General features: G+C 68.5%; 22 protein-coding genes and 2 pseudogenes. 12 read left to right on the forward strand and 12 right to left on the reverse strand.

Going from position 1 to position 25,803, the window contains the following annotated elements:
• Positions 1-279: 279 nt before the first annotated feature.
• Positions 280-807, reverse strand: a pseudogene (locus GA0115234_RS25160) (NADPH-dependent F420 reductase); the annotation flags it as partial.
• On the opposite strand from GA0115234_RS25160, the pseudogene GA0115234_RS25165 reads away from it, so the two are divergent.
• Positions 801-1,124: pseudogene (locus GA0115234_RS25165) on the forward strand (LysR substrate-binding domain-containing protein); the annotation flags it as partial. The pseudogenes GA0115234_RS25160 and GA0115234_RS25165 sit on opposite strands and share 7 nt — an antisense overlap.
• Before the next feature lie 512 nt (positions 1,125-1,636).
• Positions 1,637-1,774: a hypothetical protein gene (locus tag GA0115234_RS42480; protein ID WP_161275659.1), complete on the forward strand. Its 138-nt coding sequence runs from the start codon at positions 1,637-1,639 to the stop codon at positions 1,772-1,774.
• 70 nt (positions 1,775-1,844) lie between these two features.
• Here GA0115234_RS42480 and GA0115234_RS25170 read toward each other — a convergent pair whose 3' ends face one another.
• Complete coding sequence (locus GA0115234_RS25170) at positions 1,845-2,906, reverse strand: DNA polymerase III subunit beta family protein (protein WP_093546093.1); 1,062 nt, start codon at positions 2,904-2,906, stop codon at positions 1,845-1,847.
• 584 nt (positions 2,907-3,490) lie between these two features.
• On the opposite strand from GA0115234_RS25170, the gene GA0115234_RS25175 reads away from it, so the two are divergent.
• Complete coding sequence (locus tag GA0115234_RS25175) at positions 3,491-4,141, forward strand: TMEM175 family protein (RefSeq protein ID WP_093545794.1); 651 nt, start codon at positions 3,491-3,493, stop codon at positions 4,139-4,141.
• A gap of 216 nt (positions 4,142-4,357) precedes the next feature.
• On the opposite strand, the gene GA0115234_RS25180 is transcribed toward GA0115234_RS25175, so the two are convergent.
• Together GA0115234_RS25180 and GA0115234_RS42485 are read right to left on the reverse strand one after the other, a co-directional pair.
• Entirely contained in the window at positions 4,358-5,158 is an 801-nt protein-coding gene (locus tag GA0115234_RS25180; RefSeq protein ID WP_093545797.1) for an SAM-dependent methyltransferase, read from the reverse strand.
• Positions 5,155-5,322: a hypothetical protein gene (locus tag GA0115234_RS42485; RefSeq protein ID WP_176729269.1), complete on the reverse strand. Its 168-nt coding sequence runs from the start codon at positions 5,320-5,322 to the stop codon at positions 5,155-5,157. The genes GA0115234_RS25180 and GA0115234_RS42485 overlap by 4 nt, the downstream gene beginning before the upstream one ends.
• Positions 5,323-5,720: 398 nt before the next feature.
• On the opposite strand from GA0115234_RS42485, the gene GA0115234_RS25185 reads away from it, so the two are divergent.
• The 4 genes from GA0115234_RS25185 (at position 5,721) to GA0115234_RS25200 (ending at position 9,861) form a co-directional block, all read left to right on the forward strand.
• On the forward strand, positions 5,721-6,830 hold the full coding sequence (locus GA0115234_RS25185; protein ID WP_093545800.1) for a trypsin-like serine peptidase: 1,110 nt from the start codon (positions 5,721-5,723) through the stop codon (positions 6,828-6,830).
• A 169-nt stretch (positions 6,831-6,999) separates the two neighbouring features.
• Positions 7,000-7,662, forward strand: a complete 663-nt coding sequence (locus GA0115234_RS25190) for a M15 family metallopeptidase (RefSeq protein ID WP_093545803.1) — start codon at positions 7,000-7,002, stop codon at positions 7,660-7,662.
• Positions 7,663-7,890: 228 nt separating this feature from the next.
• Positions 7,891-8,973 (forward strand): hypothetical protein, encoded by a 1,083-nt coding sequence (locus GA0115234_RS25195; RefSeq protein WP_093545806.1) that lies wholly within the window; start codon positions 7,891-7,893, stop codon positions 8,971-8,973.
• Between the two features lie 24 nt (positions 8,974-8,997).
• Positions 8,998-9,861: a DUF3592 domain-containing protein gene (locus tag GA0115234_RS25200; RefSeq protein ID WP_093545809.1), complete on the forward strand. Its 864-nt coding sequence runs from the start codon at positions 8,998-9,000 to the stop codon at positions 9,859-9,861.
• Positions 9,862-10,027: 166 nt separating this feature from the next.
• Here the strand turns inward: GA0115234_RS25200 and GA0115234_RS25205 are convergent, their stop codons facing one another.
• The 4 genes from GA0115234_RS25205 to GA0115234_RS25220 form a co-directional block, all read right to left on the reverse strand.
• Positions 10,028-11,389, reverse strand: coding sequence for a HEAT repeat domain-containing protein (locus GA0115234_RS25205; RefSeq protein WP_093545812.1), 1,362 nt, complete (start codon positions 11,387-11,389; stop codon positions 10,028-10,030).
• Positions 11,390-11,904: 515 nt separating this feature from the next.
• A complete protein-coding gene (locus tag GA0115234_RS41905; protein WP_141718472.1) occupies positions 11,905-12,096 on the reverse strand; it encodes a hypothetical protein in 192 nt (63 codons plus the stop codon).
• A gap of 624 nt (positions 12,097-12,720) precedes the next feature.
• Positions 12,721-12,951 (reverse strand): hypothetical protein, encoded by a 231-nt coding sequence (locus tag GA0115234_RS41910; protein ID WP_141718473.1) that lies wholly within the window; start codon positions 12,949-12,951, stop codon positions 12,721-12,723.
• Entirely contained in the window at positions 12,948-13,589 is a 642-nt protein-coding gene (locus tag GA0115234_RS25220; RefSeq protein ID WP_093545821.1) for a ScbR family autoregulator-binding transcription factor, read from the reverse strand. Before GA0115234_RS25220 ends, GA0115234_RS41910 begins: the two co-directional genes overlap by 4 nt.
• Before the next feature lie 571 nt (positions 13,590-14,160).
• Between GA0115234_RS25220 and GA0115234_RS25225 the strand changes: the two genes are divergently transcribed.
• Positions 14,161-14,847, forward strand: a complete 687-nt coding sequence (locus GA0115234_RS25225; RefSeq protein ID WP_093545824.1) for an HAD family hydrolase — start codon at positions 14,161-14,163, stop codon at positions 14,845-14,847.
• 696 nt (positions 14,848-15,543) lie between these two features.
• Positions 15,544-17,010 carry a M1 family metallopeptidase gene (locus GA0115234_RS25230; protein WP_093545827.1) on the forward strand — a complete coding sequence of 489 codons (1,467 nt, stop codon included), beginning with the start codon at positions 15,544-15,546 and terminating at the stop codon, positions 17,008-17,010.
• A gap of 69 nt (positions 17,011-17,079) precedes the next feature.
• Here GA0115234_RS25230 and GA0115234_RS42490 read toward each other — a convergent pair whose 3' ends face one another.
• Positions 17,080-18,681, reverse strand: a complete 1,602-nt coding sequence (locus GA0115234_RS42490; RefSeq protein ID WP_176729270.1) for a trypsin-like serine peptidase — start codon at positions 18,679-18,681, stop codon at positions 17,080-17,082.
• Between the two features lie 475 nt (positions 18,682-19,156).
• On the opposite strand from GA0115234_RS42490, the gene GA0115234_RS25240 reads away from it, so the two are divergent.
• A complete protein-coding gene (locus GA0115234_RS25240; RefSeq protein WP_093545830.1) occupies positions 19,157-19,723 on the forward strand; it encodes a hypothetical protein in 567 nt (188 codons plus the stop codon).
• A gap of 275 nt (positions 19,724-19,998) precedes the next feature.
• Here the strand turns inward: GA0115234_RS25240 and GA0115234_RS25245 are convergent, their stop codons facing one another.
• From GA0115234_RS25245 to GA0115234_RS25255, 3 genes are all read right to left on the reverse strand, one after another.
• Positions 19,999-21,372, reverse strand: a complete 1,374-nt coding sequence (locus GA0115234_RS25245) for an FtsW/RodA/SpoVE family cell cycle protein (protein ID WP_093545833.1) — start codon at positions 21,370-21,372, stop codon at positions 19,999-20,001.
• A 182-nt stretch (positions 21,373-21,554) separates the two neighbouring features.
• Positions 21,555-21,833, reverse strand: a complete 279-nt coding sequence (locus tag GA0115234_RS25250; protein ID WP_093545836.1) for a hypothetical protein — start codon at positions 21,831-21,833, stop codon at positions 21,555-21,557.
• A gap of 110 nt (positions 21,834-21,943) precedes the next feature.
• Entirely contained in the window at positions 21,944-22,219 is a 276-nt protein-coding gene (locus GA0115234_RS25255; RefSeq protein WP_093545839.1) for a hypothetical protein, read from the reverse strand.
• 151 nt (positions 22,220-22,370) lie between these two features.
• Between GA0115234_RS25255 and GA0115234_RS25260 the strand changes: the two genes are divergently transcribed.
• Together GA0115234_RS25260 and GA0115234_RS25265 are read left to right on the forward strand one after the other, a co-directional pair.
• The gene (locus GA0115234_RS25260; protein WP_093546096.1) at positions 22,371-23,252 is read left to right on the forward strand and encodes an aminoglycoside phosphotransferase family protein; all 882 of its coding nucleotides are present in this window, start codon (positions 22,371-22,373) and stop codon (positions 23,250-23,252) included.
• A gap of 542 nt (positions 23,253-23,794) precedes the next feature.
• Positions 23,795-25,738 carry a hypothetical protein gene (locus GA0115234_RS25265; protein ID WP_141718474.1) on the forward strand — a complete coding sequence of 648 codons (1,944 nt, stop codon included), beginning with the start codon at positions 23,795-23,797 and terminating at the stop codon, positions 25,736-25,738.
• Positions 25,739-25,803: the final 65 nt, after the last annotated feature.

Raw genomic sequence — 25,803 nt, forward strand, 5'->3', positions numbered from 1 at the left:
TCGCCCATGCTGCGGTGCGCGAGCTGCAGGCCCAGGGCTGGAAGGGCGACCCGGAGAACCCGGCCGAGGTCTCGCCTGCCTCACCGAGAAGATCACGCGGTTCGGCGAGTACTCGACTACTCGACCCACGAGCTGGACCTGTCCATCCGGGCAACGGTGCCTGGCCCGCGCATCCCGCAGGGCGAGGCGGCCGCAGCCCCGGCGTGACACCCGGACTCCGGGCCCGGCCGCGTACGTGGCCCGGAGCGGCACGCGGTTCTTTCAGTCCAGCAGGTGAGGTCAGCGGGAGAGGGGGACGGCGAAGGGCTTCAAGCCGTGTCGGCGCAGGATGTGGGGCACGACCAGGATCATGGCCTCGGTGGCGCGGGCGGTGCTGATGTCGCCGAGGTCCTCGACCCATGCGGGCTGCCAGCCCAGGACGGCGAGCAGACCGGTGACGGTCTTCTTCGCGTTCTCGTCGTCGCCCGACACATGGACGGTCGGTGGGGTGGCCAGGGTTTCGGGAGCGGTCATGACCATGAACAGCATGGTGTTGAGGGTCTTGACCACGTGGGTGTCGGGGAGCGCGGCCTGGAGTTTCTCGGCGAGGCCGCTGCCGGGATAGCACAGGTCGTGGGGCAGGCCGTCATCGGCGTCGCGGGTGGCGTTGGAGACATCGATGAGGATCTTTCCGGTGAGCTCGGTGCGCAGGTCGGTGAGGCGGGCCAGGGAGCTGTCGCCGGGTGTCGCGTTGATCACGATGTCCGCGCTGCGGGCGGTGGTGCGCTGGTCGGCGAAGGCGATCCGCGGGGCGACCCCGGCGGCGCGGGAACCTGCGCGACTCGGTCGACGACGCCCTGACCGTGCACGGCCTCGAACGACGCGTCGTCGCCGCCGGGCCGACCACCGCCTTCGTGCTGCAACTCGCCCTCGACACCGACCTGTTGGTCACCCTTCCCGACGCGGTCACCCGCGCGGCCCGGGACCGACTCGGTCTGATCGCACTGCGGCCGCCGCTCCAGTTGCCCGATATCCCCTTGTACCTGCTGTGGCACCAGCGCTATGACGACGACCGCGCCCACACCTGGCTGCGCGACCTGGCCACCGAAACCGTCCAGGCACTGTTTGCACCGCCAAACGCCTGATCGTCACAGCAACCAACCCAGCCGAGGGCAGAGCCCAGGGCGGCGTCGTCCGGTGAGCCGGTCCGACTTGACCACGTGACGCCGAGATGGCAAGGCCCCGATTCGTCGCGGGCGTGGTGGCGGAGGCCGACGGCACGGTTGGTGTGTCAGCTCACCGGAGGGCTCTTACGGCCAGGCCACGCAGTCGACACCCAGGTGGTACGCCGGTCCCATGGGACGTGACAGACGGTCCATGAGACAGTCACGGCACGGCTCACCGATCGTCACCGAGAAGAAGGATTCATGAGAACGTCGCCCGTCGTCACCCGCCGCGAGGAGCTCGCAGCATCGGCCCACGATGATCCCGAAGGGATCCACCGGCCCTTCTGAATGGAGCAATAGCCAGGACTGCACCGTGCGTGCGGCGTGCGTGCGGCGTGTCCGGGTTGATGGGGCTTCAGGAGAACGGGGCCGGGAGTGGTCGTGCCGGCAGCGGAAGTTCCACAAGGCGGAGGAGTGTGGATGCCGGGTGGATGGAACAGCTCGATGGGCCGGGCATGTGGGTGAGTGAGGGCCGGGGTGCCGACGGCAAGGACCAGACGCTGGACTTCGGCCGGGCCCAGGGCCTCGTACTCCCCTGGACTCCCCAGCCTCCCCCGGCCTCCCGCTGATGGGCCACCAGCACCCTGGTCCCGCCGCCTCCGATGGGTCTGGGCGGGCCGGATCAGGGTGAACGTGCCGTCAGTCCTCCAGGCGGACCGGCATCAGGATCGAGAAGGTGCCCTCGTCGTCGGGCCGACGGATCGCGATCGGCGCTGTGGGAGTGCCGAGCTCCAGAATCAGCCGGTCCCGGGCCTGGGCGGTCAGCGCGTCCAGCAGGAACGCACGGTTGACGGCGACGCGGTCCGGGTCTTCGGCGCCGTCAGCGCAGAAGGTCACCGTGCCGCCATCCTCCACCCGGAGCACGCTGAGGTCTCCGGATTCTCCGGAACGGACAGGGCCGGTCTGCAGGGCCTTACGGAAGGCCGCCACCTCGACGACGGTGCGGTGCCCTGTGGCCTGGGGCAGGAGGCGGCGGTAGTCGGGGAAGTCGTGGTCGAGGCACTGACCTGCCGCCTGCCTGTCCCCGGCCTCCAGCGTCACGCGGTCACCGTCGACAGAGAGTCGCACGGGTCCCACGCCGTCCAAGAGCGCCCGCATCGCGTCGGCGAGCGGGGTGGGCACGATGACCTGCACCCGGCCCCCGTCGTAACCGGCGGTTCCGACCTGCGCGACAGCCATGCGGTACCGGTCGGTGGTCACGACGTGGAGGCTCTCGCCCTCGATGTCGAACAGGACCCCGCCGAGCATCGGCAGTTCCGGGTCGGTGCTGGCCGCGAAACGAACCGTGTCCAGCGCGGCTGCCAGCTCGGGCCCGGTGACGGACAGCCGGACGGTGGCGATGCGGAGCGAAGTCATGGCGTTCTCCCTGTGATCGAGCAGTACTCGGAGTGTGGAGAACTCGCTGCGGGCATCGGACAGCCCCTGTTCGAGGCGGCGCAGATGCGCCTTGAGCAGTTTCCGGACCAGATCGGTGTCCGCGCCGGACCAGCTGGCCAGCATCAGCCGGATGTCCGCCAGCGGCATCCCGGCCCGGCGCAAGCGGGCCAGCAGCAGGGCCTCTTCGAGCTGTTCGGGTTCGTACCAGCGATAACCGCTCACCGGATCCACCCAGGCCGGGACCAGCACACCGGCACGGTCGTAGAACCGCAGGGCGCTCACACCCAGACCGCTGTCGCGGGCCATCTCGCCAATGCTGCGCATGTCGTTCTCCACATCCAGCACTCTGGACCCTGCACAAGGTCGAGGGTCAACCCGGCTCCGGAGCGGAGCTCGCGACAGCGGAAGATGTCTACGGCACCACGCTTTGAGGGGCAGTAGTTCAGAGAAGAGTTCGTCTTGGGCGGTCCCAGCGCATGGGGAGCCGGATGGTCACTGTCGAAGTCGGACGGCACCGGGCTCCCGGGAGCCGGCCGAGGGCGAGGGCGGCACGTGGTGGGTGCTGCCGACAGCGGTCAGGAGATGTTCTTGGTTCGAGCTACGGGGCCTTCGGCCGGCCCATCGCGCCCCGGTGTGAGGGCTGGTTGCCGAGTGCTGTGCGCAGGCGCGCCGCGATCGGCTGGTGCTGCTGGGATCCTGGATCGCACCCTCACCGCCCTCGGTCCCGGTCTGCCCGGCGTCACCGAGGGGCGGGCCGGCGGGTGCTCCCCCAGTCCGCCTCTCGATACGACCGGCCCATGCCCCCGCGCGGGCCGGTCGTATCCCCGGCGTTCCCGCAGGGTCCGGCGGCGTGCCCGCAGAAGGCTTAATGGGCGGGCCGTGCAGCGGCGGTCGGCCAGGCTGTACACGTGAACGCGAGCGAGGATGGTCCGGACGCGCGGAACCTGGCCCGGCTGATCGCGCTGTCCGACGGCATCTTCGCCATCGCGATGACGCTGCTGGTACTCGACATTCACGTCACCGGCGACCTGGACACGGCCGGTTTCCACCGCATGCTGCACGAGTTGCTGCCGCACATCGGTGCCTACGCGCTGAGCTTCGCCATCCTCGCCGGCTTCTGGCGGGATCATCGGCGCATCTTGCAACTCGCCCACCGGGTAGAGGGGCTGTCGCTTCGGCTCGAACTCGCCGGGCTGGGTGCCATCGCGCTTCTGCCGTTCCCGACCACGTTGCTGTCCGAGTACGCCTCCAGGCCGCTCGCGGTAGCCCTCTACGCGGCCACCGTCATCGTCATCGACCTGCTCCAGCTCGCGGTACTCCACACCCTCCGACGCGAGCGGCGGACATCGGCAGCCAGGGCCGACGGGGTGGCCGAGGCGCGGTCCGGCGACCGGGACATCGTCATGGACCTGACGGTGACCGTGGCCGTCTTCGGTGCCACGGTGCCGATCGCCTTCGCCTCTCCAAGAGCGGCGCTGTGGACCTGGCTGGCACTGATCCCCATCAAGTTCGCCCTGGGCCGCCGCGCCCACGCACACCGGCAACGCAACGCCCACTGAACCGCGAGATTCCGACGAGGCCGGCCAATCCCTGACGGATCCTCATCTATGCGGACAGCGGAGCCGCGGGACAGCGGCGGAAGAAGGCGACGGTGCGGCACGTGCTGATCCGACGCTGGGCGGCCTCGTTTCGAGTCCTTGACGCTGCTCGTCCTTGCCGTCCTGCCAGACACATGGTCCGGGGCGTCCACCAACGCCCCGGACCGCGAGGCCGTATCACTTGCGGGCGACGAACCCCCACTGGTCAACGGGCTCAGTGCTCACCTCACCACTCGCCTCACCCGGATTCGGACGCCACAGGGAGATGGAGCCGAACCCCGGAGAAACCAGTTCCATCCCATCCGCGCTCGCGAGGATCTCCTCGGGCCGGCGCACCAAATAGGGCGGGGTGTCCCCGGAGGCATACGCCTCCTGTGCGGCCAGCGTCTCTTCCGTGGCGATCGTGTCGCAGAGAACCAGATGGCTGCCATCGGCCACGCCGGCCATGTATCGGTGCATGAGGTCGATGCCGGCCTGGGGAGCGACGTGTCCCAGTGTGGACAGCACCATGACGGCGACCGGCTGTGTCATGTCCAGGGTCTGTGCGGCTTCCTGGAGAACCTGTTCGGCGTCAAGCATGTTCGCGTGCACGTAGTTCGTCATGCCGTCCGGTGCGCTCGTCAGGAGGGCGCGGGCGTGGGCCAGGACCAGGGGGTCGTTGTCGACGTAGACGATGCGTGCTTTCGGCTGAATGCTCTGTGCGACCTCGTGGGTGCTGTTCTGGACGGGGAGCCCGGTCCCGATGTCGAGGAACTGAGTGATTCCCGCTTCGCCTGCCAGGTACTGGACGGCCCGGGTCTGGAAGGCGCGTGAGGCCAGGGCGAGGTCTCGTGTCTGGGGGTAGCTCGCGATGACCTGGTCTCCCAGGGCCTGGTCCACCGGGTAGTGGTCCTTGCCTCCGATCCAGTAGTTCCAGACTCGGGCCGAGTGGGGTATGCCGCTTTGGATCCGGGCTTCGAGTTCGGGGCTGTTGTTCATGTGCAACCTTGTTCCTTGTCATGGGCCTGGTCAGCAAGCTGACCACAGGATTTGCTTGTCGCGCTGATGCGGAAGTTCAGCTCCTGCGTGGCCTGAGGATCGTCTCGGTCGGCGCGTTCGATGGAGGCGCCGGGGGTGTGCATGTAGCGGATCTGTGTGAACACGGGCAGGCCGGTCCACGTGGCGTTGTCGTAACCGTAGCTGTCGCGGAAGGCTCTCTGCTCACTCTCTGCGCGGCCGGATCGAACACCTTGATATGTGTTCGCGAGATCGGCTTCGGGCCCTGGGCTTGATCCGCTTTGACGGACATTCGAGATCAGGGGTTCAGCCCCGGGAGGATGTCCGTCATGGAGCGCATGAGGAAGCCTCGCCGCTCGTTTCAGGCTGCGGCCGAGCCTGAAACGCTGATGGGGGGAGGAGCGCAGTCCGGTGGCCGTCCAGCTTCGGCTCGTACCACCAGCCCGGTCCGTCGGGCAGGGCCGGGACCGCCGACCGGCCGTGCCGACACCGCTTTCACACTCCTCTGACCGCTTCCTGACATCGCGTGACTACTGTCCCGCGCATGCGCACACCTCCTCACCGCCCATGCGGTCACCAGGACAGCACCCGCAGGGCCCTCCGGCACGCCATCGGCGCCACCGTCGCGGTGTCGGCGGCCGTCGTCGCACTGGTCACGCCGACCGCGGCCGCCAACGCCGCACCGCACAGCCCGTCTTCCACCAGCGGCAGCGCGGCGGAACCGGACACCGCCACCACCCACGCCGGCGCCACGACCGCACAAGAGCGCAGCCGGATCAACGCCTACTGGACCCCCGAGCGGATGAAACTGGCCGGCGCTCTGGTCCCCGAGATCACCCCCGTGCCCGAGGACGACAACACGCCGGACGACCCACGGCCGCTTCCCGTGAACACGCCGGACTCCGGAGCCGTGTGGACACACCGCGGGGCGGTGGAGAAGAACGTAGGCCGCCTGTTCTTCACCTTCTCCGACGGCTACGACGGCAGTTGCACCGCGACGGTCGTCACCAGCGCCAACCGCAGTACCGTCATCACGGCAGCACACTGCCTGAGAGGCGTCGGGTCGCCTTCCGCCGACGACACCTGGAACCACAACTTCTACTTCGTACCCGGCTATCGCAACGGAACGAAACCGCTCGGCGGCTTCAGCGTCAGGACCATGGCCACTTCTTCCCGCTGGGACGCCGATCCGGACACCACGGAGTCGTCGGACGTCGCTGCCGCCGGCTACGACACGGGACTTCTCGTGGCGAACCCCGCTGCCGGGGGGCGTCCGATCGCGGACGTCACCGGAAGCCAGAAAATCGGGTTCGGCCAGCCCGTCGAGGACGAGTTCGTCCACGCCTTCGGGTACCCGAACTACGGGCTCAACGACCCCGGGGACAAGTACGTCGGATCCCGCATGATCCACTGCGCGGGCACCAGCCATCCCGGTCCCAAGGCCCCCTTGCTGTGGGGTGAGGCCTGCGACATGTCGGCCGGGTCGAGCGGTGGCCCTCACCTGGCCCACTTCGATACCCGCACCGGCACCGGTACCGTCGTGGGCGTCACCACCACCGACGAGGAACTCGCGGGCGGGCAGAACCCCACGCTCTACGCAACGCGCCTCGGTGACAGCGCCCACCGCCTCTACGAATGGGCGCAGTCGCGTTAGGACCCTTCTCTGAAACATGGCCCGGATCCCGCCGCCGGGACCCGCCTGCGGGCGGGTCCCGGCGCGTGCCGGTCGGGAGTCTGTTCGTCCCCGCCGCCGGGCCGACCGCCTGTGCCAGTGCTGTGACCGGGAGGGTTCGCAGGGGTGAGTGCTGCGGGATGATCGCGTCATGACTGAGATCGTGTTGATGTCGGACCCGGAAATCGCTGCCATACCTGTTGCTGAGTGCGGTGAACGTCTTGTGGACGTCCGCCGAGGCGGTTCGCTGTTGGTCGATACGCGCGAGCAGGGCCCGGCAGACGCCTTCGCGTACCTGCGGGAAGGCGTGCTGGAACGCCTGGTCAAGGCCCAGGCAATCCTTCCGCGGGGCTTGCGGCTGCTGTTCGTCGAGGGGTACCGGCCTCCTTCTCTTCAGCGGGAGTACTTCGAGGAGTACGCCGAACATCTGCGAGCCGCCCACCTCGATTGGTCCACCGATCAGATCCACTCGGCGGCGAGCCGGTACGTGTCACCACCCGACATCGCTCCGCACAGCGCTGGCGCGGCCGTCGACCTCACCCTGGCCGACGCCGACGGGCACGAACTGGACCTGGGCACACGTATGAACGCGGATCCGGAGGAGAGCGGGGGCGCCTGCTACACCCATGCCGCCAACATCAGCGAGGAGGCCCGCGCCAACCGGAAGCTGCTGGGCACTGCGCTCACGGCTGTGGGGCTGGTGAACTACCCGACGGAATGGTGGCACTGGTCGTTCGGGGACCGCTACTGGGCGTTGGTCACGGGAGAGACCGCTGCCCTCTACGGTCCGAAGGAGACTGCCCCGTACAGCTGACCGACCCGACCTTGCCGGACTGATCGGCCGTACGACGGCGGGGCACCCCCAGCGGTCGGCTCGGACGTCACCGCACGTCCAACCGTCACGACCACCAACCCGGCGAGCGTTCCCGGGCACAGCACTTCGATGGCCGAGTCCGTACTCTGCACCGTGGTTCAGAGAGAGGACACCAGGGCCCATCCACAGGTCTGTCGGCCGTTACCCATGACGTGCACAATCGGCCATATGACGATGACCGCGGGCGCGCCGCCCACGCACAACAGGCCTGTCGGCCTCGCTCTGGGGTTCCTGACGGGCGGGGTGATCGGGGCGTCGCTGACCGCCTTCATCGGTGGCTGTGTCGTCGAGAGGGCGCCGCTGATCCTCACGGGGCTGGTCCTGCCCGCGGTCTACGGGCTTCTCTTCTTCCTCGCCACACTGCCGCGCCGTGCCCGGGAAGCGGCCGTCGTGCCGCGCACGGCGCTCGCGGTGATCGAGAGCCTGGAGGCCATCGGGGGTGAGACCAGCGACGTGCCGGTGCGGTTCGATCTGTCGGTGGTGCCGGACGAGGCGCCCGCGTTCCGTGTCGAGATACAGCAGGACGTCAATCTTGTCGAGCTGCCCGACTACCGGCCGCGCGGGGTCCTGGTGGTGGAGTATCCGCCGGACCGGCCGTGGAAGGCGCGGATCGTGAAGCGTCCGACGCCGCAGTGGGAGGAGCGGGCGGCCGTGGCCCAGGTGGACTCGGTGCCCGGTCCGGCCATGAAGAGCGAGACCTCGGAGGGCTGTTTCGGCGCCCTTCTCACTCTCCTCGGGCTGGTGCTCGGCGCGGCCGCCGTACTCCTGCTGTTCCGTGCCGACCTGTTCGACTCCCACGAGGCCGACAGCGGCATCCCCAAGCCGTCCGTCTCCTCCTCGTCGTCCACGACCACTGTGACGTCGGCGACGGGCACGGTCACCCTGGGGCCTGGCCAGTCGATGCTCGACAAGGGCGAACTACGCAAGGCCGTGGAGTCGTTGACGCGGGACGCGGACCGGCGTCAGGCGCTCACCGTCGTCGTACAGGACCACCTGCTGACGGTCGTCTTCTCCCCCACCGGCGTGAAGAGCGCCGCGTTCGACCCGCGGTCCCTGCCCTACGACCGCGTCCCCGGCCTGGTCGAGGAGGCCAGGACCGCCCTCGGCGTCGGGTCCCCGCGGAGCTGGCAGCTCACCGTCGACGGCGTCACCGGCTCGCTCACGCTCAGGGTGGTGGTCACCGGCGGCGAGGGCACGGGAACGCTGGAGGCGGACGAGCGGGGCAAAGTGCTGCGGCGTAGCGGCAATTGACCGGATCGGCAGGAGGAGGGGCACATGGGGTGGGACGAGTCTCTGGTGCTGTGGTGTGCGGTGTGGGGAGTGGTGGCGCTGGTCGGGTACGGCATGTCGCTGGCCGGAGTGACCAAGGCGCAGCGGACGGTCCGGCTCACCGGGCGGATCGAGCGGGTGCGGGAGCCCCGGCACGGCGGGTCCCGGAAGGGCGGGATATCGGTGGTCGTCTCCTACAGCGACCCGGTCTCCGGGCAGGAGGTCACCGTGACGAACGACGGTGAGCGGGGCGATACGATCATCAGCTGTGCGTGGGAGGGCCGGGAGATCGGGGTCAGCCACCCGCGAGGCAGACCGCACGCCTACCGGTTCTCCAACACACCGGAGGAGCCCAGTCGTGGGCTGGGCTGGCCGAGTTTCGCGGTCTTCCTGGTCTACGTCGGGCTGGTGGTCCTCGCGGCGGTCGACCGAGGGTGGCCGTGGGCGCTGATCGGCTTCGGCGGGCCGTGGGCGGTCTCCGGCGCCGTTCATCTGCCCGGGGCAGTACGCGCCAGGAACCGGCGCATCGAGCGACTGGCCGCGATGGACAGCGCGCGGGGACGGGTCGTCGCGGTCCTGAAGGACGTCAGCGTCGACGACGACGGCCACACCTCGACCACCATCACCCCGGTCGTGTCGTTCACCACCCGTGAGGGCACGGCCGTCACGGCCTACTGCACGGCGAACCTGCCGCACCCCGCCGGCGCGTACGGCCGTGACGTCACGGTTCACTACACGTCCGCCGACCCGGCCGAGTTCACGCTGGACCGTGCGGCCGAACACCGCTCGGAGAAGCGGCAGATGACGTTCCACGTCCTGGCGATCGTCGTGCTCGTGGCGACGGCCGTGGCCGGAGCGGTGATGCTCTGAGGCCCAGGAGAGGTTCTCTGGTGACGCCCAAGAGGGACGGGCGAGCAGTTCGGCGAGGCGGGTTCTGGGCCATGCGATGACCCGCATGTCGCCCTCGGCCAGGGCGTCGAGGACTTCGGCGAACAGCAGGGCGTACGGCTGACCGTTCGGCGTCGGGGCGTCGGCGTCATTCGGCGGTGGAGTGGTCCTCTCGGTCCCACTTCCACCTCCAGAACGCGGAGAGACGGTGGTCGTGCTCGAAGCCGGGGCGGGAGAGCGGGCCCACTCGTTCGATCGCCTCCCCGGTGCGCGGGTGGTCCCGTCGCAGGAGACCGTAGGCGGCGTTGAGCCGTGTCCTGAAGTCGTCCTCGTCGAGCAGATCCACAAGGGCGTCGGCGACCGCCGCGGTACGGTCCGTGCTGTCCGCGACGGCCTCCGCGGTACGGGCCCGCACATCGGCCACCGGATCCCGGAGCAGCCCGACGATGACGTCCGTGAAGTCGGGGCTGCCGTCGTGGGCCTCGATCAGTGCCCGGCCGGCTTCGGCACGCACTCCCCCGTCCTCGTCCCCGGCGAGCGACAACAGGGCGGCGCGAGCTGCCGCGCCGAGGGGAGGGGGCGGGGTATTCGGGCTGCGCAGGAGGTCGGGGACCTTGGTACGGACACGCGCGTCCGGGTGGTCGGCGTACCGCAGTCCCGCGGCCTTCGACTTCCGGTGTTCCGTCTCGCCCAGGGCGTGGAGCACCTCGGCGAGGACGCCGGGGTCGTCCTCCCCCTCTGTCGCCCAGGCGACGAGCAGTTCCGCCGTCTCCTTCTCGTAGGAGTTCCGCCAGCTCGACGGTGACAGGAGGTACGAGTGGAGGACGTCGAGGACGAACCGGCGGTGCTCCGGATCCGGGTCGTGGCGGTACGCCGTGACGGCCGACCACGTCTCCTTGCTGCGGCGTTCACTGAGGACCCACCGGGCGGACGACCAGTCGACGTGGTCCGGGTCGCGCCGTGCCACGGCCCTGACCACCAGCTCGTCCACGGGCGTCAGAACGCGGAAGGCCCATTCCAGGTCTGTGAGGATCGCGCCGTGCCCGCCGCGGACCGTCAGGCCACCGAGCGTCAGCTGCGACACATGGTTGTACTCGTCGTCCATCACCAGAGACCGACGCACGGGGCCGGACCCACCCGCCCTGCCGCGGAGTTCGTCCTCCGCGCTCCGCTCGTACCAGCGCCGGGCCAGGGCGAGCAGTTGTTCCCTTCCGGCCTCCGAGAGGCGCAGCCGGGGCTCCCGGCCCAGCACGGCTTCCACCACCGCTGGAGAGCCGCCGTCGATGGCCCGTATCAGCGGAGTCGTTCCGTCCGGCAGCTTCCGGTCCGGATCCGCGCCACCCTCGACAAGTGCCTCCGCGACGGCAACGTCATAGGCGGCGACCGCCAGGCACAGCACCGGCAGGCCGTCGTCCGTGACCGTGTCGGGGACCGCTCCGCCCTCCAGCAACGCGGTCACGGCATCCGCGTCCCCTCGCCGGACCGCCGCTACGAGCTGTGTATCGTCCATGTTCCGTTGAGCCCTCGTCTCGGAATGAATCGTCGGCCGGTGGGCCCGACCCAGGTGACGGTAGTCGGCGGGGCGACGCCGAGGCCCGTCCATGAGGTCGCCGTCGGACGAGGGCCCGAAGTCCGGGCCGTCACGAGGAACCACGCCTAGCACCTCATGAGCGCTCCACCAACTTGGCGAGAACCGCCAAGTGGAGGGCTCAGTCACACTCGGTTCGGCGCTGGTGCGCGACCTGCCGGTGGGCCGCGAGGGCGCGCGGGGCAGTCGGCCGAGGCGTTCTCCCGGGTGCCGACCGGCCCGGCGGAGGCAGCCGAACGGCACCGCTCGACGCGCTCGGCCTCCGGGAAGACTCCGCCCGGACCCTGGCCGACGAACTCCGCACGCGGATCGGCGAACTACGGGGTCTGCTGTGGGAGGTCGAGACCCACCTCGAACGCCTCGTGATCACCAGGAGGACCGTCACCGCCCTCGCCGATCACGGAGGACATCCGGATCCGCGTGCGTCGCGTCGCGGCTCAGCTCCCCCTCGGCACCTCGATGTCGTAGACCAGCGCATACACGATGTCCCGGGCCTGGCGTAGGTCGTAGCCCGTCGTGTCCACGATCACCTTGAGCGCCCGGAGGGTGTCGCCACCCAGCATGAACATCCGCGCGTCGGTCTGCGCCTCGGCCGGAACCGGCAGGACACGGGCTCGCCGTGGATCCACGCTCCGCGGGATCCTCGGCAGCCCGCCCTCCTTTTTTCTGCCCCCGAACACCTTCAGTCCCCAACCCCTCGCCCGTACGACCAGTTCGTGGAGCGCATCTTATGCGGACGGGTGCTCCGGCAGATTCGGACGGCGGTGCAAGGGGGTCCGGAATCGGATGAGCCTCTGATCTGCCCCACGGATCCGGTCGAACTGGATACGTTTTCGTCTGGAGAGCACCGACAAGTCGTTCTGGTGCGGTGTGCTGTTGGGCGGCTGATGACGAGGCGGCGCGACCCGCGTGTCTGCCACTTCGCCCACGTTCCCGATCCTGACGGGGTGCGGCCTCAGTGCGGGCAACGGGCCCGTGGTGTCAGCAGCGCGGACCACCTGTATGCGAAGACCGCCACCCGGGCCCGGCTGACCGCCGGGGTCACACCCCTGCGGCACCACTTCGTCGACCGGGACAACGCTCCGATCGGGTCCGTCGTGGACATCGAGCTCGACGGCCGCGATCTGCGTGTTCACATGAACTGTCAGGTGCCGCCCGACCGGGATGGGCAGGACACCGGAGAACTCGTCCTGGGTGATCAACGAAGTTGCGGTGGAGGAGATCGCTCCCCCACCTGACGGCGGACTCTGCCCTCAAGGCAGCGCTCCGAACGTCGGTCCCGAGGCCACCCCGATCAGCAAGATGGCGCCCATACCGGAGGAGCCGTCATGCGCAAGGCCACCACCGCCACCGCGCCGTTCACTCCGATGCACCCGAACGATGTCTCCGACGCGTTCGCCTGCATCCGGGCCGTGCAGGCCCACGAGGTCGACACCATCTGTGCGGCCGTCGAGGAGATCGGACCGCAGCTGCGTCAGGTTCATCCGGTGGGCGTCGGCCGGCGGTGTGCCAGGGCCCGTGCCACCAGAGCGGCGGGCTCGGGGCGTGCCTGCAACGCCTTCAGGATCAGCAGCCACCACCGGTGCAGCCGGTCGGAGAGGTCCTCGTGACCCGCCATCTCCTCGGTGAGGTCGTACAGCCCGAAGAACGCGCACACCAAGGTCGTGGCGGTGTCCGACGGCTCGACCTCGTCCGCCAGTTCGCCGTCGGCACGCGCCTCGGCCAGAAGGCGCGTGACGGCAGCCGTCCAGACGGCGAAGGGCGTGGGTATGGCGATGTCGATGGTGCGGCGCTCAGCCCACAGACGCGCGCCGGCGCGGGTCATGACGTCGTCGCGCAGCGCCTTGGCGATATCGAAGCTGAGGGCGACCAGCTTCTCCAACGGCGGGATCCCGGGGGCGGCATAGCGGTCGGTCAGCGACGGCCAAGCCGCGAACTGTTCGCGCACGACCGCCAGTGCGAGCTTTTCCTTGCTGGAGTAATGGAAGTAGACGGCTCCGCTGGTGCGACCCGAAAGGTCGCTGATCTCATTGATGCTCGTCCGTACGTACCCCTGTTCAACGAAAAGGCGTGCTGCGGCTTCCAGCAGAGCCCTTCGGGTCGCGCGCGCCCTGTCCTGCATACGTGTTTCACCTTCGTTCATCAGTTCGCATTTTTCGATCGGGAAAAGTCGTGCGCCGCGGCGCACTGACGGCGCTCCGCGCCGTTAATGCGTGGAGATTATTATTGTTCTTAGGTTGTGGGTGAGTACGGCCAATGGCGGAAAATCACGCTCCCCCGGCGCGCCGCTGAGCACGGGCACCTTCCCCGGGGCCCGGCGCGTGCACCCAAGTCCCGTTACCTACAACGGAGTTGCAGGGGTGAAGTGCCTCGTTCACCTGTCGTCGACCGTTGCGCGCGCGCCGCGAGTACTTGAAAAACGACGGGCCGTCAAACACTCAAAATGATGATTGCGGCCTCTCCATCGGGAAATTAACGTAGTTATCACGATGTTTCTGGGGTCATCCGGAGAAGATCGGATGATTTCCATCGCTGGAGGGCCCGGAGGAGAAGCATCGGCCTTCATGCGTGGTCGAGCGGGGTTCGTTCGACGGCGTACCTTCTGCGGCCGAGCGGGCCTCTCCGCAGTCCCCTGCTTCGTACTGCGAGCACTGACCAAGCGGGGTGGCGCGCTCTTCGAGAACGGCAGGCAAATGACAACTCGTCACATCCTCACCTGGTCCCCGGCTGCCATCGTCTTCGACTGTGACGGAACCCTGATGGACACCGAACGGCACTGGCAGGACGCTCGCAGCCGGGTCTTCCGAGAGTTCGGACTGAAACCGCGCCCAGGCTTCGCCGAGCGGGCCAAGGGCGTGCACTACACCGAGTGCGGCAGCCTCATGGCCAGAGAGTCCGGAAAGCCGCAACTCGCCGACGACATGGCGCAGGCGCTCCTGCGACACTTCATGGCGCTCGTCGCCGAAGACCCCGTGACCATGCCGGGCGCGGCGGCACTGGTCCGTCTCGCCGCCGGCCATGTCCCACTCGCGGTCGCCAGCAACTGCCCTTTGGACGTGGTCGAGTTCTGCCTTGCACGGGTCGGCCTGCGCAGCTACTTCGCTCATGTCGTCGTCGCGGGTGACGGACTGCTGCCGAAACCCCATCCGGACGTCTACGCCACCGCAGTCCGGCTGTGCAGCGTGCGGCCGGAGGAGGCGATGGCAGTGGAGGACTCGGTCACCGGCGTCGAGTCGGCCCGGAGAGCAGGCATGCGCGTGCTCGGCGTGGGACCTCGACCGGCTGAAGAGGGAGCTGACCGGGCCGATCTGTGGCTGCGCACTCTGGCTGAACCGGAGCTCCAGGCATGGGCCCACGCCTGGGCGGGCGGGGCCGGCTAGTCCTCCAGCGCAATTTCGTTCTGGCCGGATCGAGTGCGGATCCGGGCGGAGTGCGCTCGTCGAGCGGGCCGGGGCGTCGAGGTCCCGGCCTGCTTCTGCGGCGATTTCCTTGACGGCCTTCAAGAGCACGGCAACCGTCTCATCGAGCGGTCGACGAAGGTGCGGCCCCCTCGGGCCCGTAGCCGGCGGTGAAGTTCCGCGGCCGGGATGCAGCGCGAAGGCGTGGAGGTGCCGGGCCGGGCACGCATCGAGCAGGGCCTGGGCGTACATGGAGCCCATGCCCTGCCAGTCCGACGGACATCAGCTGGACCAGAGACGGCGCAGCAGTTCCCACTAGTCAGTGCCGCCGAAGAGGTAGTCGGCCGCGCTTCCGAACCTGCGGAGACCAGGACCGGTTCCGTAGGCGGCGGGCTCTGCCTCCGGACACGAGAACGGCGGCAGAACAGCGATCGCCCACAGAGATCCGAGAGCAGAGGTATGAGATCAGAGGTATGAAACCCAGAACCGCCAGCTTGGCAACAGGTACCGACCGGGCGGTGGGTGGTCCGCGCGGCCCGCGCTGATCTTGATCATGGATCATGAACGTCGCCATGTCAGCCGAAAGGCGCGTAGAGAACTTTTGCCCGTCCTGAAGCAACCAATGGACGATGCCGGCTTTCTGACGTCTCGCGTCCTGCGATCGATGGGAGACACGAGATGCAACCACATAGGGCGAAGGGCAGCCGGCCCCGGTCGGCGGTCGCGGGCCGGCTGTCCGGCTGGGCTCCGGCCACCGCGCTCCTCCTGGCCGTGACGGCATCCTGCACCGGCTCCGCACCGGAAAACGGTGCCGTCGTCGGAAAGCCCGGCACGGCCGGAGTGGGGGATCGGCTGTTCCCGGCGCTCGGCAATGGCGGCTATGACGTGGGGCACTACGGGCTGACGCTGGATTACGTGCCCGAGACCAACCATCTGAAGGGCACGGCGGTCATCACAGCACGGGCGACGCAGGACCTGAGCCGCTTCAACCTCGACCTGTCAGGACTGCGGGTACGCACCACCACGGTGCAAGGAGCCAGGGCCCACGTCGCCCGCTCTGGAGACGAGTTGATCGTGACTCCGGCGAAGACGGTGAGGAAGCGCGAAGTCTTCAGGACAGTCGTCACCTACGACGGCACACCGCGCGCACTCAAGGACGACGACGGAGGCATGGAAGGCTGGATCGAGACCGACGACGGCTCGACGGCCCTGGGGCAGCCGTCCGGCTCCATGACCTGGTTCCCGGGCAACCATCACCCGTCGGACAAGGCCACGTACGACGTCACGGTCACCGTGCCCAAGGACGCGGATGGCGACCCCTACGACGTGATCAGCAACGGTGAGCTGATCACGGAGGAGGACACGGGCAGAACGGTGACCCGGCACTGGCGCACCGAGGAGCCCATGGCCAGCTACCTCGCACACGTCTCCGTCGGTTACTTCGAGATCCACAAGGGCCGGACGGACGATGACGTGCCCGTCTACGTCGCCATCGACCCCGACGAGGCCGAGGGCTCCGCCGATGTCGCGGACCTGGTGCCCGAGATCGTCGACTGGGCAGGCAAACGCTTCGGCCCCTACCCCTTCTCCTCGGCCGGTGCCATCGTCGACCATCTGCCCGGACTCGACTACGCCCTGGAGACCCAGACCAGGCCCTACTTCGGCGAGGCGCCCGAAGAGACGCTGCTCGTGCACGAGCTGGCACACCAGTGGTTCGGCAACTCCGTCACCCCGCGCAGGTGGCAGGACATGTGGCTCAGCGAGGGTCTGGCCACCTACGCGGAGTGGCTCTGGGAGGAGGAGCGGGGCAGCAGGAGCACCACGGAGATCTTCGAGGACTTCTACGACGGCACGGACGCCGAGAGCGAGGGCATCTGGGCGTTCCCGCCGGCGGATCCGCCCAGCGCGGGGCGCGTCTCCGACCCGCCCGTCTACGGACGCGGTGCCATGGTCGTGCACAAGGTGCGCGGGGCCGTCGGGGACGAGACCTTCTTCGACATCCTTCGTACCTGGACCGAGCAGCACCGGCACGGCAATGCCGACACCCGGCAGTTCATCGCCCTGTGCGAGAGAGAGTCGGGGAAGGACCTGACCGCGCTCTTCAACACCTGGCTCTTCGACAGGAAGAAGCCCTCCCGGATGTGAGGAGGGCGGCGATCCGACGAGAGAAGGGCTCTCCCCAGGGGGAAAGCCCTTCTCCAGTCGGCAGGAGGCCTACGCAGGCGGGTACACCAGCGTGATCTCGCGGTTCAGGCCGGTCTCGTCGGCATCCGGGTACATGGACACCTCACCGTCGGACCAGCGCACCAGGAAGTCGTCCGGGTGGCGGTTGTCCGTGTAGTCGCCGGCGCCCAGGACGGTGGCGTGCGTCCAGAGCCGGTTGGGTTTCTTGACCTGGACCTCGCCGTGGAAACCGTTCTGGTCGATGTCCTTGTAGAGGGTCAGCTCGCCGTCCGTCCAGCGCACGATGAGGTCGTGCTGGTCGTTGCCGGTGAAGTCGCCCGACGTGATCGTCGAGGCGTGCGTCCAGGTACCGTTGGGCGCGGCGAGTTTCTTCTCACCGTGGAAGCCGTCGCGGTTGACGTCGGTGTACAGGGTGACTTCGCCGTCGCTCCAGCGGACCAGGAGATCGTCGGCCCACTTGTTGGTGGTCGTGTAGCGACCACCGGTTATGGACGTGGCGTGCTTCCACAGGTCGTTGGGCTTCTGCAGCTGTACCTCGCCGTGGAGCCCCTTCTCGTCGACATCGGGATAGAGCGTCAGTTCGCCGTCCGTCCACCGGACGATGAGGTCGTCGCGGTCGGCCCCGGTGAAGTCGCCCGCGGCCATGGTCGCGGCGTGCTTCCAGGTGTCGTTGGGCGCGACGAGACGGATCTCCTTGTCGAAGTTGTCGGCTTCCTCCCCGGCACCGCGGTACAGGGTCAGCTCCCCGTCGGACCAGCGCACGATCAGGTCGGAGTAGTCCCAGGATCCCGGATTGCCGTCGGTGAAGTAGCCACCCGCCATGACCTCGGCATGCTGCCAGGTCTCGGCCTTGCCCAGGACACCACGGCCCGCCGGCTGACGGTTGTTGACCGCGTCGTCGTACAGCGCCTTGGCGTCACCGTCGAGGTAGGAGCTGTAGGAGATGTCGTCCTTGTCGCCGCCCGTCTTCCAGCCGCCGATGACGCCGATGACGCCCCACTCGCTGCCCCGCTTGATGAGGAACGGCCCACCGGAGGCACCACCCGAGTACTTGTCACAGGCGATGCGCAGGAAGCTGCCCGGGATCTTGGGGTCGGTGCTGTCGTAACGGACGGTCTTGTCCGTGCAGTCCAGCGGGCGCTTCTGGTTGGCCGGGTAGCCGATGAGGCGGGTGGGGTTGTGGTCGTACCCGGCGTTGATCATCAGCTCGGCACCGCCGACGACATCCTCGACGTTCTTGCCGCCGCGCGGTTCGAGCTGCAGGAAGTTGAAGTCGAGGTCGGCCGCGGCGTCCGGGCCCTTGGCCAGGTACCGCTTGTCGACGTAGATACGTCCGGGCTTGACGGTGAAGGAGCCGTGCGGCTTCTTCCCGTCGTCGTACTGCGGGACGAACGCGAGGTTCTTGCGCGCGTCCTGGTCGTCGAAGCAGTGACCGGCGCTCATCACGATGTTCTTGCCGGGGCTCTTGACGACCGTGCCACCGCAGAAGCGGCCGGTCTCGGTGCCGTCGTTCCAGAAGAAGGTGCCGACGATGGGCAACCCTTCGAACGGCTGGCTGGCGGCGCGATCCATCCTGGTCGGAGCGGGAAAGTGCTTGGCCTCCTGCTCCTTGACGGGCTTCGCGGCCCGCATGCGCTCCGGGGTCCAGTAGTCGTCGGCGTCAGCCGGCGTGAACCCGCGCGCGTCGTCGTCCCCGCCGGCCGGGACAGGGGTCGACGGAACGGAGGGCTGCTCCTCCGGGGCGGCGGTCGGCGAAACGGAAGACCGCTTCTCCCGAACAGGGGCCGACGGAACGGAGGACTCCGTCGGTGGGACCGAGGCCGGCGGAACAGAAGGCCGCTCCGGGACGGCGGGCGGCGAAGCGGAGGACTGCTCCGCCGGGGTGCTCGGGACGGCGCTCCCCGAGGGAGTCGGATCGCCTTGGTCGGCAATCGCCGGAAAGCCCGGCAGTAGCATGAGTGCTGCGGCGCCCGCCGCAGTACCCAGCGCTCTGCGTAATCTCATGGTTGTTCCCCCACACGAAAAGAGACGCATGCCACGCCGCCTGGCGTGGCTGCGTCAAGGTCAGTCAAGATCGTATGACCACTACTGGCACGGGGAAGCACATATGATCCACTTCACACGTTCGTCCATCCGCTGCGGACTTGCCGCGATTTCCCTGCCGTTGATGCTGCTCGGGCAGGCCGGAGCGGCCCACGCCGATCAGCTCCCCTTCCCCGAGCAGGGGTACGGCTCCGTCGGTGGCCCCGCGGCGCCGGGCGCGGTAGTGGACCTCACGGTCAAGGAACGCCCCGGCAACCCGCACCCGACGGCAGTCGAGGTCTCAAGCCCTGCGCTGACCGACGACACCGCCCTCGGTGACACCAAGAGAGCCTGGGTGGGCGCGGGCCGGATCAAGAAGTCGGTGAAGCCCGGAACATATCCGGTGAAATTCACGCTACGACACAAGGACGTCGACTGCGTGACGGAGAAGGACCGCGACTATGTGTGCGACTACCCCGCGATCATCCTCCGCTCGAAAGTGACGGTCTCGGGTCAGGACGAGACCGCCGCATCGAACGAAGGGCCGGGCTTCGGTGGCGGATTGGCCATCGGTGTCGCGTCGGGCGCCGTGGCGACACTGGCGGTGGGCGGCGTACTGCTGCGCCTTCGCCGCCGCCAGGTTCCGTCCTGACCCTCGAAACGCCGCGCCTCCCTCACCGCATCTGCACACCCTGCCGGGTCGGACTTCGCGCTGCTCGGAGACTTCCCACTGCACGGAGACTTTGCACTGTTCGGATCGAACGGTGCGGGTCTGACCCTGAGATCCGGACCTGCTGCCGCCGGCCGTGCGGCAGTTCGGCCGTTCGGCCCGATGCACCGTTCCGGGCCGCAGCCGACGCCTCCGAAGCACCTCGCCTTCCTTTCCACCGGAACCGGCGGTACGTACGTGAACGTCGTGGGTGCACGCTACGGCGCGGGGCGGCGTGCGGTGTCGCTGATGCGGATCAGGATGCCGATGAGGACCCAGTTGGCGATGACGGAGGAACCGCCGTACGCCAGGAACGGCATCGTCATACCGGTCAGCGGGATCAGGCCCATCACGCCGCCGGCAACGACGAAGACCTGCAGGGCACATGCGCCTGACAGGCCGATGGCGAGGAGTTTGCCGAAGGGGTCGCGGGCGGCGAGGGCGGTGCGTATGCCGCGCTCCACGATCAGGCCGTAGATCAGCAGGATGGCCATGATGCCCGCCAGGCCCAGTTCCTCGCCGAAGGTGGCGAGGACGAAGTCGGAGTTGGCGGCGAACCGGATGAGTTCGGAGTGGCCCTGGCCGAGGCCGGTGCCGAGGGTGCCGCCGGAGCCGAACGCCCACAGTGCCTGCATCGACTGCTCCGAGTGACCGCCCACGCCCTCCCGGCTGAGCATGTATTCGTGCATGGGGTCGAGCCAGGCCTGGACACGCTGCTGGACATGCGGCTCGAAGGAGGCGACGCCGACGGCGCCGGCCGCGGACATCAGCAGACCGAAGACGATCCAGCTGGTCCGTTCGGTGGCGACGTACAGCATGATGACGAACATTCCGAAGAACAGCAGTGATGTACCGAGGTCGGTCTCGAAGACCAGGATCAGGATCGAGAGGAACCAGATGACCAGGATCGGGCCGAGGTCGCGGCCGCGCGGCAGGTACAGGCCCATGAAGCGGCGGCTGGCCAGGGCCAGCGCGTCGCGCTTGACCATCAGATAGCCGGCGAAGAAGACCGCGAGCACGATTTTCGCGAACTCACCCGGCTGGATGCTGAAGCTGCCGACGTGGATCCAGATCTTGGCGCCGTAGACGTCGGCGCCCAGGCCCGGGACCAGCGGCAGCAGTAGAAGGACCAGGGCGCCCACCATGGAGATGTAGGTGTAGCGCTGCAGGACGCGGTGGTCCTTGAGGAAGATCAGGACGACGATGAAGAGGGCGATGCCCATCGTCGTGTACATCAGCTGCCGTGGCGCGGCTGTTCCCGCCTGCTTGATCGACTGCAGCAGCTTGGACTGGTCCAGCCGCCAGATGACGACCAGGCCGAGTCCGTTCAGCAGCGTGGCCAGCGGCAGCAGCAGCGGGTCCGCGTACGGCGCGGCCTTCCGTACGACGAGATGGGCGACGCCGGCCAGCAGGCCCAGGCCCAGGCTGTAGCTCAGCAGGCCCGTCGGCACCTGGCCGTCGATGGCCAGGCCCACGTTGGCGTAGGCGAACGCTGTGATGGCGACGGCGAACACCAGCAGCGCCAACTCGGTGTTGCGCCGGCTCGGTGCGCCGGTCGTGTGGTGCGTCGACGTGCTTGTGGTATGGCTCATCGTGTGACGGGGCCTCTCACGGCTTGCGTGCTGCTGACCGCACAGCAAGGAGGCAATCTTCTGCTCTCCTCCAAAAGGCCGGGCCGGAGCCGGGGCTGAGAGTGGGTGCGGTAGCGGTAGTGGTCTGGAACGGCGGCTCCGAAGCCGCCATGGCCGGAGGCGCTGTTGCCTTGGCTATCGCCTTAGACGTGAAGAAAGCGTGTGCGGTTCCTGTGGTACTGCCGTCCGGTCGAAGGCCGGCCGGTGGTCGGCTCGGTCCGGTCGGTGGCGGCCTTGCGCAGCGCGTACGTGACGTCCGCGGCCTGCCTGCCGGGCAGGGCCGGCCGGCTCGGGGGGACCAGGACCTTGAGGCGGATGTGGGGAACGGTGATGGCCGCCCGGGTGTCGTGGGATCTCGTCCGGGCCTCCAGTTGGTGCTCGGTGGCTGCCTCGGTCAGGGCCGGACACTCCCGATGGAACATCGCCGAGCGGTGCGCGTCCAGGGCGGCCGCAAGTCGGTGACGGCGCCGGACTGGTGAGCTGGTCCTGGCGGTGGCTGTTACCTCGGTGCTCGAATGCGCTCGTTGATCGGCTACTCAAGGGCTCGGTAGTCAGCTGACGGATGAACAAGCTCGGGGTGTTCCCTTACGTACCGCTCGCCGTGGATCGCCAGCATCGCCCAGTGCCACGCCTCGTCGTGAAAGACCAGCCCGCGGTACGGCGCCTCGGCCGGTTGGTACGGGTATCGCTCCAGGGCGGCCTCCTCGGCCTCCTTCGGCGCCAGCCCGCCATGATGCTGCATCACCCATGCGTAATCACGCCGCTCGGACAGCAGGCAGTCGAGATACTCGGCTTCGTTCCATGTCACGGCTCAACGGTAGACCGGTCGACGAAGGGGGGGCGTGTCACTGAAGCACGATCATTTCTCGGAGCAGCTCGAATCCGGCTCGCCCGTAGTTCAGGAGGCCGACGGCCCGGTTGTGTGTGCGTGGCGGCAGTTCGGGGTGCAAGCTACCGGGGTGAATAGGGAAGAGGTTGACGCGCGGTTGGTGGCTCGATTCGGCCCCGAGGCCGAGGGTTGGCTCGCTGAGGTTCCGAGCCTCGCTGCGCGGCTGGCCGCGCAGTGGGGTTTCGTGCTCGGTGAGCTGTTCGAGAGTGGAGCCTCCTCTGTCGTCTTCCGCTGTCAATGGCGGGACGGAACGCCAGCGGTTCTCAAACTCAGCCCGGATCGGGCGCTGTTGACCAAGCAGGTGGAGATGTTGCGCGTGTTCGCGCCGTCGGGCCGGGTGCCGGCCGTACTGTCTGCCGACGCGGAGGCCGGGGCGATGGTGCTGGAGGAGGTTCTGCCCGGCACCGAGGCCGAGGTCATGCCGCAGACGTCGTTGCCGCAGCAGTGGGGAGAGTTGCTTGCCGCACTGCACGCCGTGGCCCCACCCGCGCACTGGCCACTGGATCTGCGCGGTCGGTGTGACGAGGCCTTCGTCCGGATCGGCCGGCGACTGTCCGAGCCGGCCATCGGCGCACGGATCGACCAGGCCGCGTGGCAGCGGGCGATACGGCGCTGCGAGACGTTGCTGGACAGTCAGGCCAGGCGCGTGTTGCTGCACGGCGATCTGCACCTCGGCAACGTCCTGGACGGCGGCCCGTCGCGCGGTCTGATCGCGATCGACCCCAAGGCATGCATGGGCGACCCGTGTTTCGACGCCGTCGACTACGTGGTGGCCGGCGCCGGACAAGAGGGGGTCGAGGCCCGTTGCCAGCGGGTGGCGACCGCGTGCGGGCTCGATGGGGACCGGTTGTATGCCTGGAGCCGAGTGATCGCACCAATGGCAGCCATCGCGCATCTCACCTATGACGGTCCAGAGCCGGTGATCGACGAACTGCTCGCCCTGTCCTGCTGATCCCACGCGCATATCCGTTCCTGACGGTCAGAGTGGCCTCTGTTCTCGTCAGCCCACATGTCGTGCCGCCCGGCGGGTCGCTCCCAGACACCCTGCTTCGGCGTAGGGCTCGGATTTCACGCGCTGACCGAAGTCGGGCGCGTCGGTCATGAGACCGCCACCGAGGTAGGGCCCGATTGGTCACAAGCGCTCATTCGGCGGCTTTTCCGTCACCAGAAACGAAGATCGGCAGTCCCCGGTTCTCTGGGGCGATTCCATAAAGGAATGGCCAGTACATCAGCGGCGCCCGCAATCAGGTCGAGGACATGATCGGGACCGGTCACCGGCAGGCCCAGAGCGCCCTCGACAACACTGCCGTCCCCCGACCGGTACACCGGTACGCACCCGACCGCACCGGCTCACCCAGCACGCCGGCTGCCATCGGACGCTCTCTCATCGCATACGCATACGCATACGCCTACGCATACGCATACGAACCCTGACTGCGATCAGAACAACATGTCCAGTCACGTATGGAACCACAACACTTCTGGAGGGTGATCATGGGTGTTCAGGAAGAGGCGCGGGTGTGGGCGGATCGGTTCCCTGACCCTGTTGTGGTCCGGCAGCGACGGGGCCCGGTGCCGGACAGCCTCGTACGGCTGGCCGACGGCCTCGCCGACCAGGCGTGCCGGCAGAGGCTGGCGCGGCTGACCATGGGACCGCCCGGACACCCCGGCCTGGACGGGGCACAGGTCGTGACCGCCACCGATTACCGGCCGTACGAGTCACCGGGGATCCCCAGCTCGCCGGAGGGCGACCGTCTCTGCGCGGAGTTCATGGACGCGCTGTTCAGCGACGAGGTCACCAAGAGCGTTCAGGAGAGCGGCCCGATGGCGATCCTGGCCGCCACGGACGCCGTCCGGCAGATTCTGGCCCGCCCCGGCAATCCCGTGGGGAACCGGCTGGCCGCGCTCGCCGCCGCCATTCCCGCCAAGGGCGGCGAGGCCGGGCCGGTCATCGCCGAGTACGTCGCGCGGCACGCCATGGACGCCACCCAGGCCGCGTTGATGGCGGTTCGTGACTATTGGGGCAGCATCAACACGTTCTGGCTCCCCCGGGGAGCCGGTGAGTTCCTGGACCTGTTCGGCGCCGTGTTCATCCTCGCCAGCGCCATCGACTACGCCGGTGCCTCCGACGACTCCGGGGCGGGCGGGCGCGACCTGCATGTCAAGGCCGCTGGCGAGGGGACCGTTGCCGTGGCCGGCCGCGCCGCCGACCTCGCGTTCCAGGAGACCGTCCTGACGTGTGGGGTGATGCTCGCCAAGGACGCCCTGCGCGATGTCGCCGACCCGCTCCCCGACCCCCACCGGTATCTGGCCGACGCGGGCGGTGCGCCGACCCCGCACGAGTACCGGTGGGCCCGGTGGTGGGACGCGGCCATGCTGCCCTATTTCCGTCTGGGCTTCGGCTCACCGTCGTACCGGATGCTCGACGACGACGGCACCGGAACCTTCGACGCCGCTTTCCGCTGCCACCGGATCCGCCGTGCGATCGACAACTCCTACCGTTACAACGAGATCATCGGCATCCTCACCGACTACGCCCAGGAGGAAACCTGCAACGAGGCGTTGCTGGCCGTCGCCGCGGGAGGAGTCCGGGCGCTCACCGGATACGCCACGGCGTGCGCCCGAGTCGTCGATGACGTCCTGGTGTGCGACTGCGGCGAAGACGGTCACGAGGAGGTGGCCGAGACGGCCATGGGCGCGCTGGCCTGGTATCTGGTGACCCCGCGCTACGGCGTCCGCGCCCAGCTGAGCGCGCTGTCCACCGCCGGAGGCGACTTTCAGCGGGCGTTCTCCCTGAACACGGCAGGGTCACAGTTCGGCTCGATCGCGCGGACCAGGCTGGCCGACGGAGACATGCTCCACGGCCCCGGCTGGGAACCGCTGTGGCACGAAGACGGCACACCCGAAACGCACTGGGCCGATCAACTTGCCGAACGTGCCGCACGCCGCGTCGTCACCACCGGCACCGGCACCGCACGCGCCTGTGCCACCGCGGCGCACAAGGCCATCAGTGCCTGTGCCACGACCACGCCCGACAGGCTGCCGCAACTGGCATCCCTTTGGCGTGAGCTGTTCCTGACCGCTGCCGCCCTCACCGTCGACACCACCACCGACACCACCACCGACGATGTCGTCACCCGACTCGCCGACCTGACGGCCCGCATCTGGGAGCACGTCATCACCGGCCCCGGAATCGCTCCCAGCCCGCCCGGCAACGCCGACGCCGTCCTGTCGATCGACACCTACCAGGCTGTCTGGGACAGCTACTCCCTGCCGCCCCGGCAGGGAATCCGCATCCGCCGAGCGTTCATCGGCACGCTGACCAGCAGCGTGGAACTCAGTGGAATCGGCCCGTGCAGCCGGCTGATCGACGGAATCGTCACCGTCCTGACACCGCAGGACCGGGACCACGCCCCCAGCCGACGCCGCCTGCCGTGACCAAGAAGGATGCCGGCCGTTCCACGGAGGACATGTGCCATGAACGAAGACCATCCCCAAGGGCA

This window comes from Streptomyces sp. DvalAA-43 (assembly GCF_900091725.1).
GTDB lineage: Bacteria > Actinomycetota > Actinomycetes > Streptomycetales > Streptomycetaceae > Streptomyces > Streptomyces pulveraceus.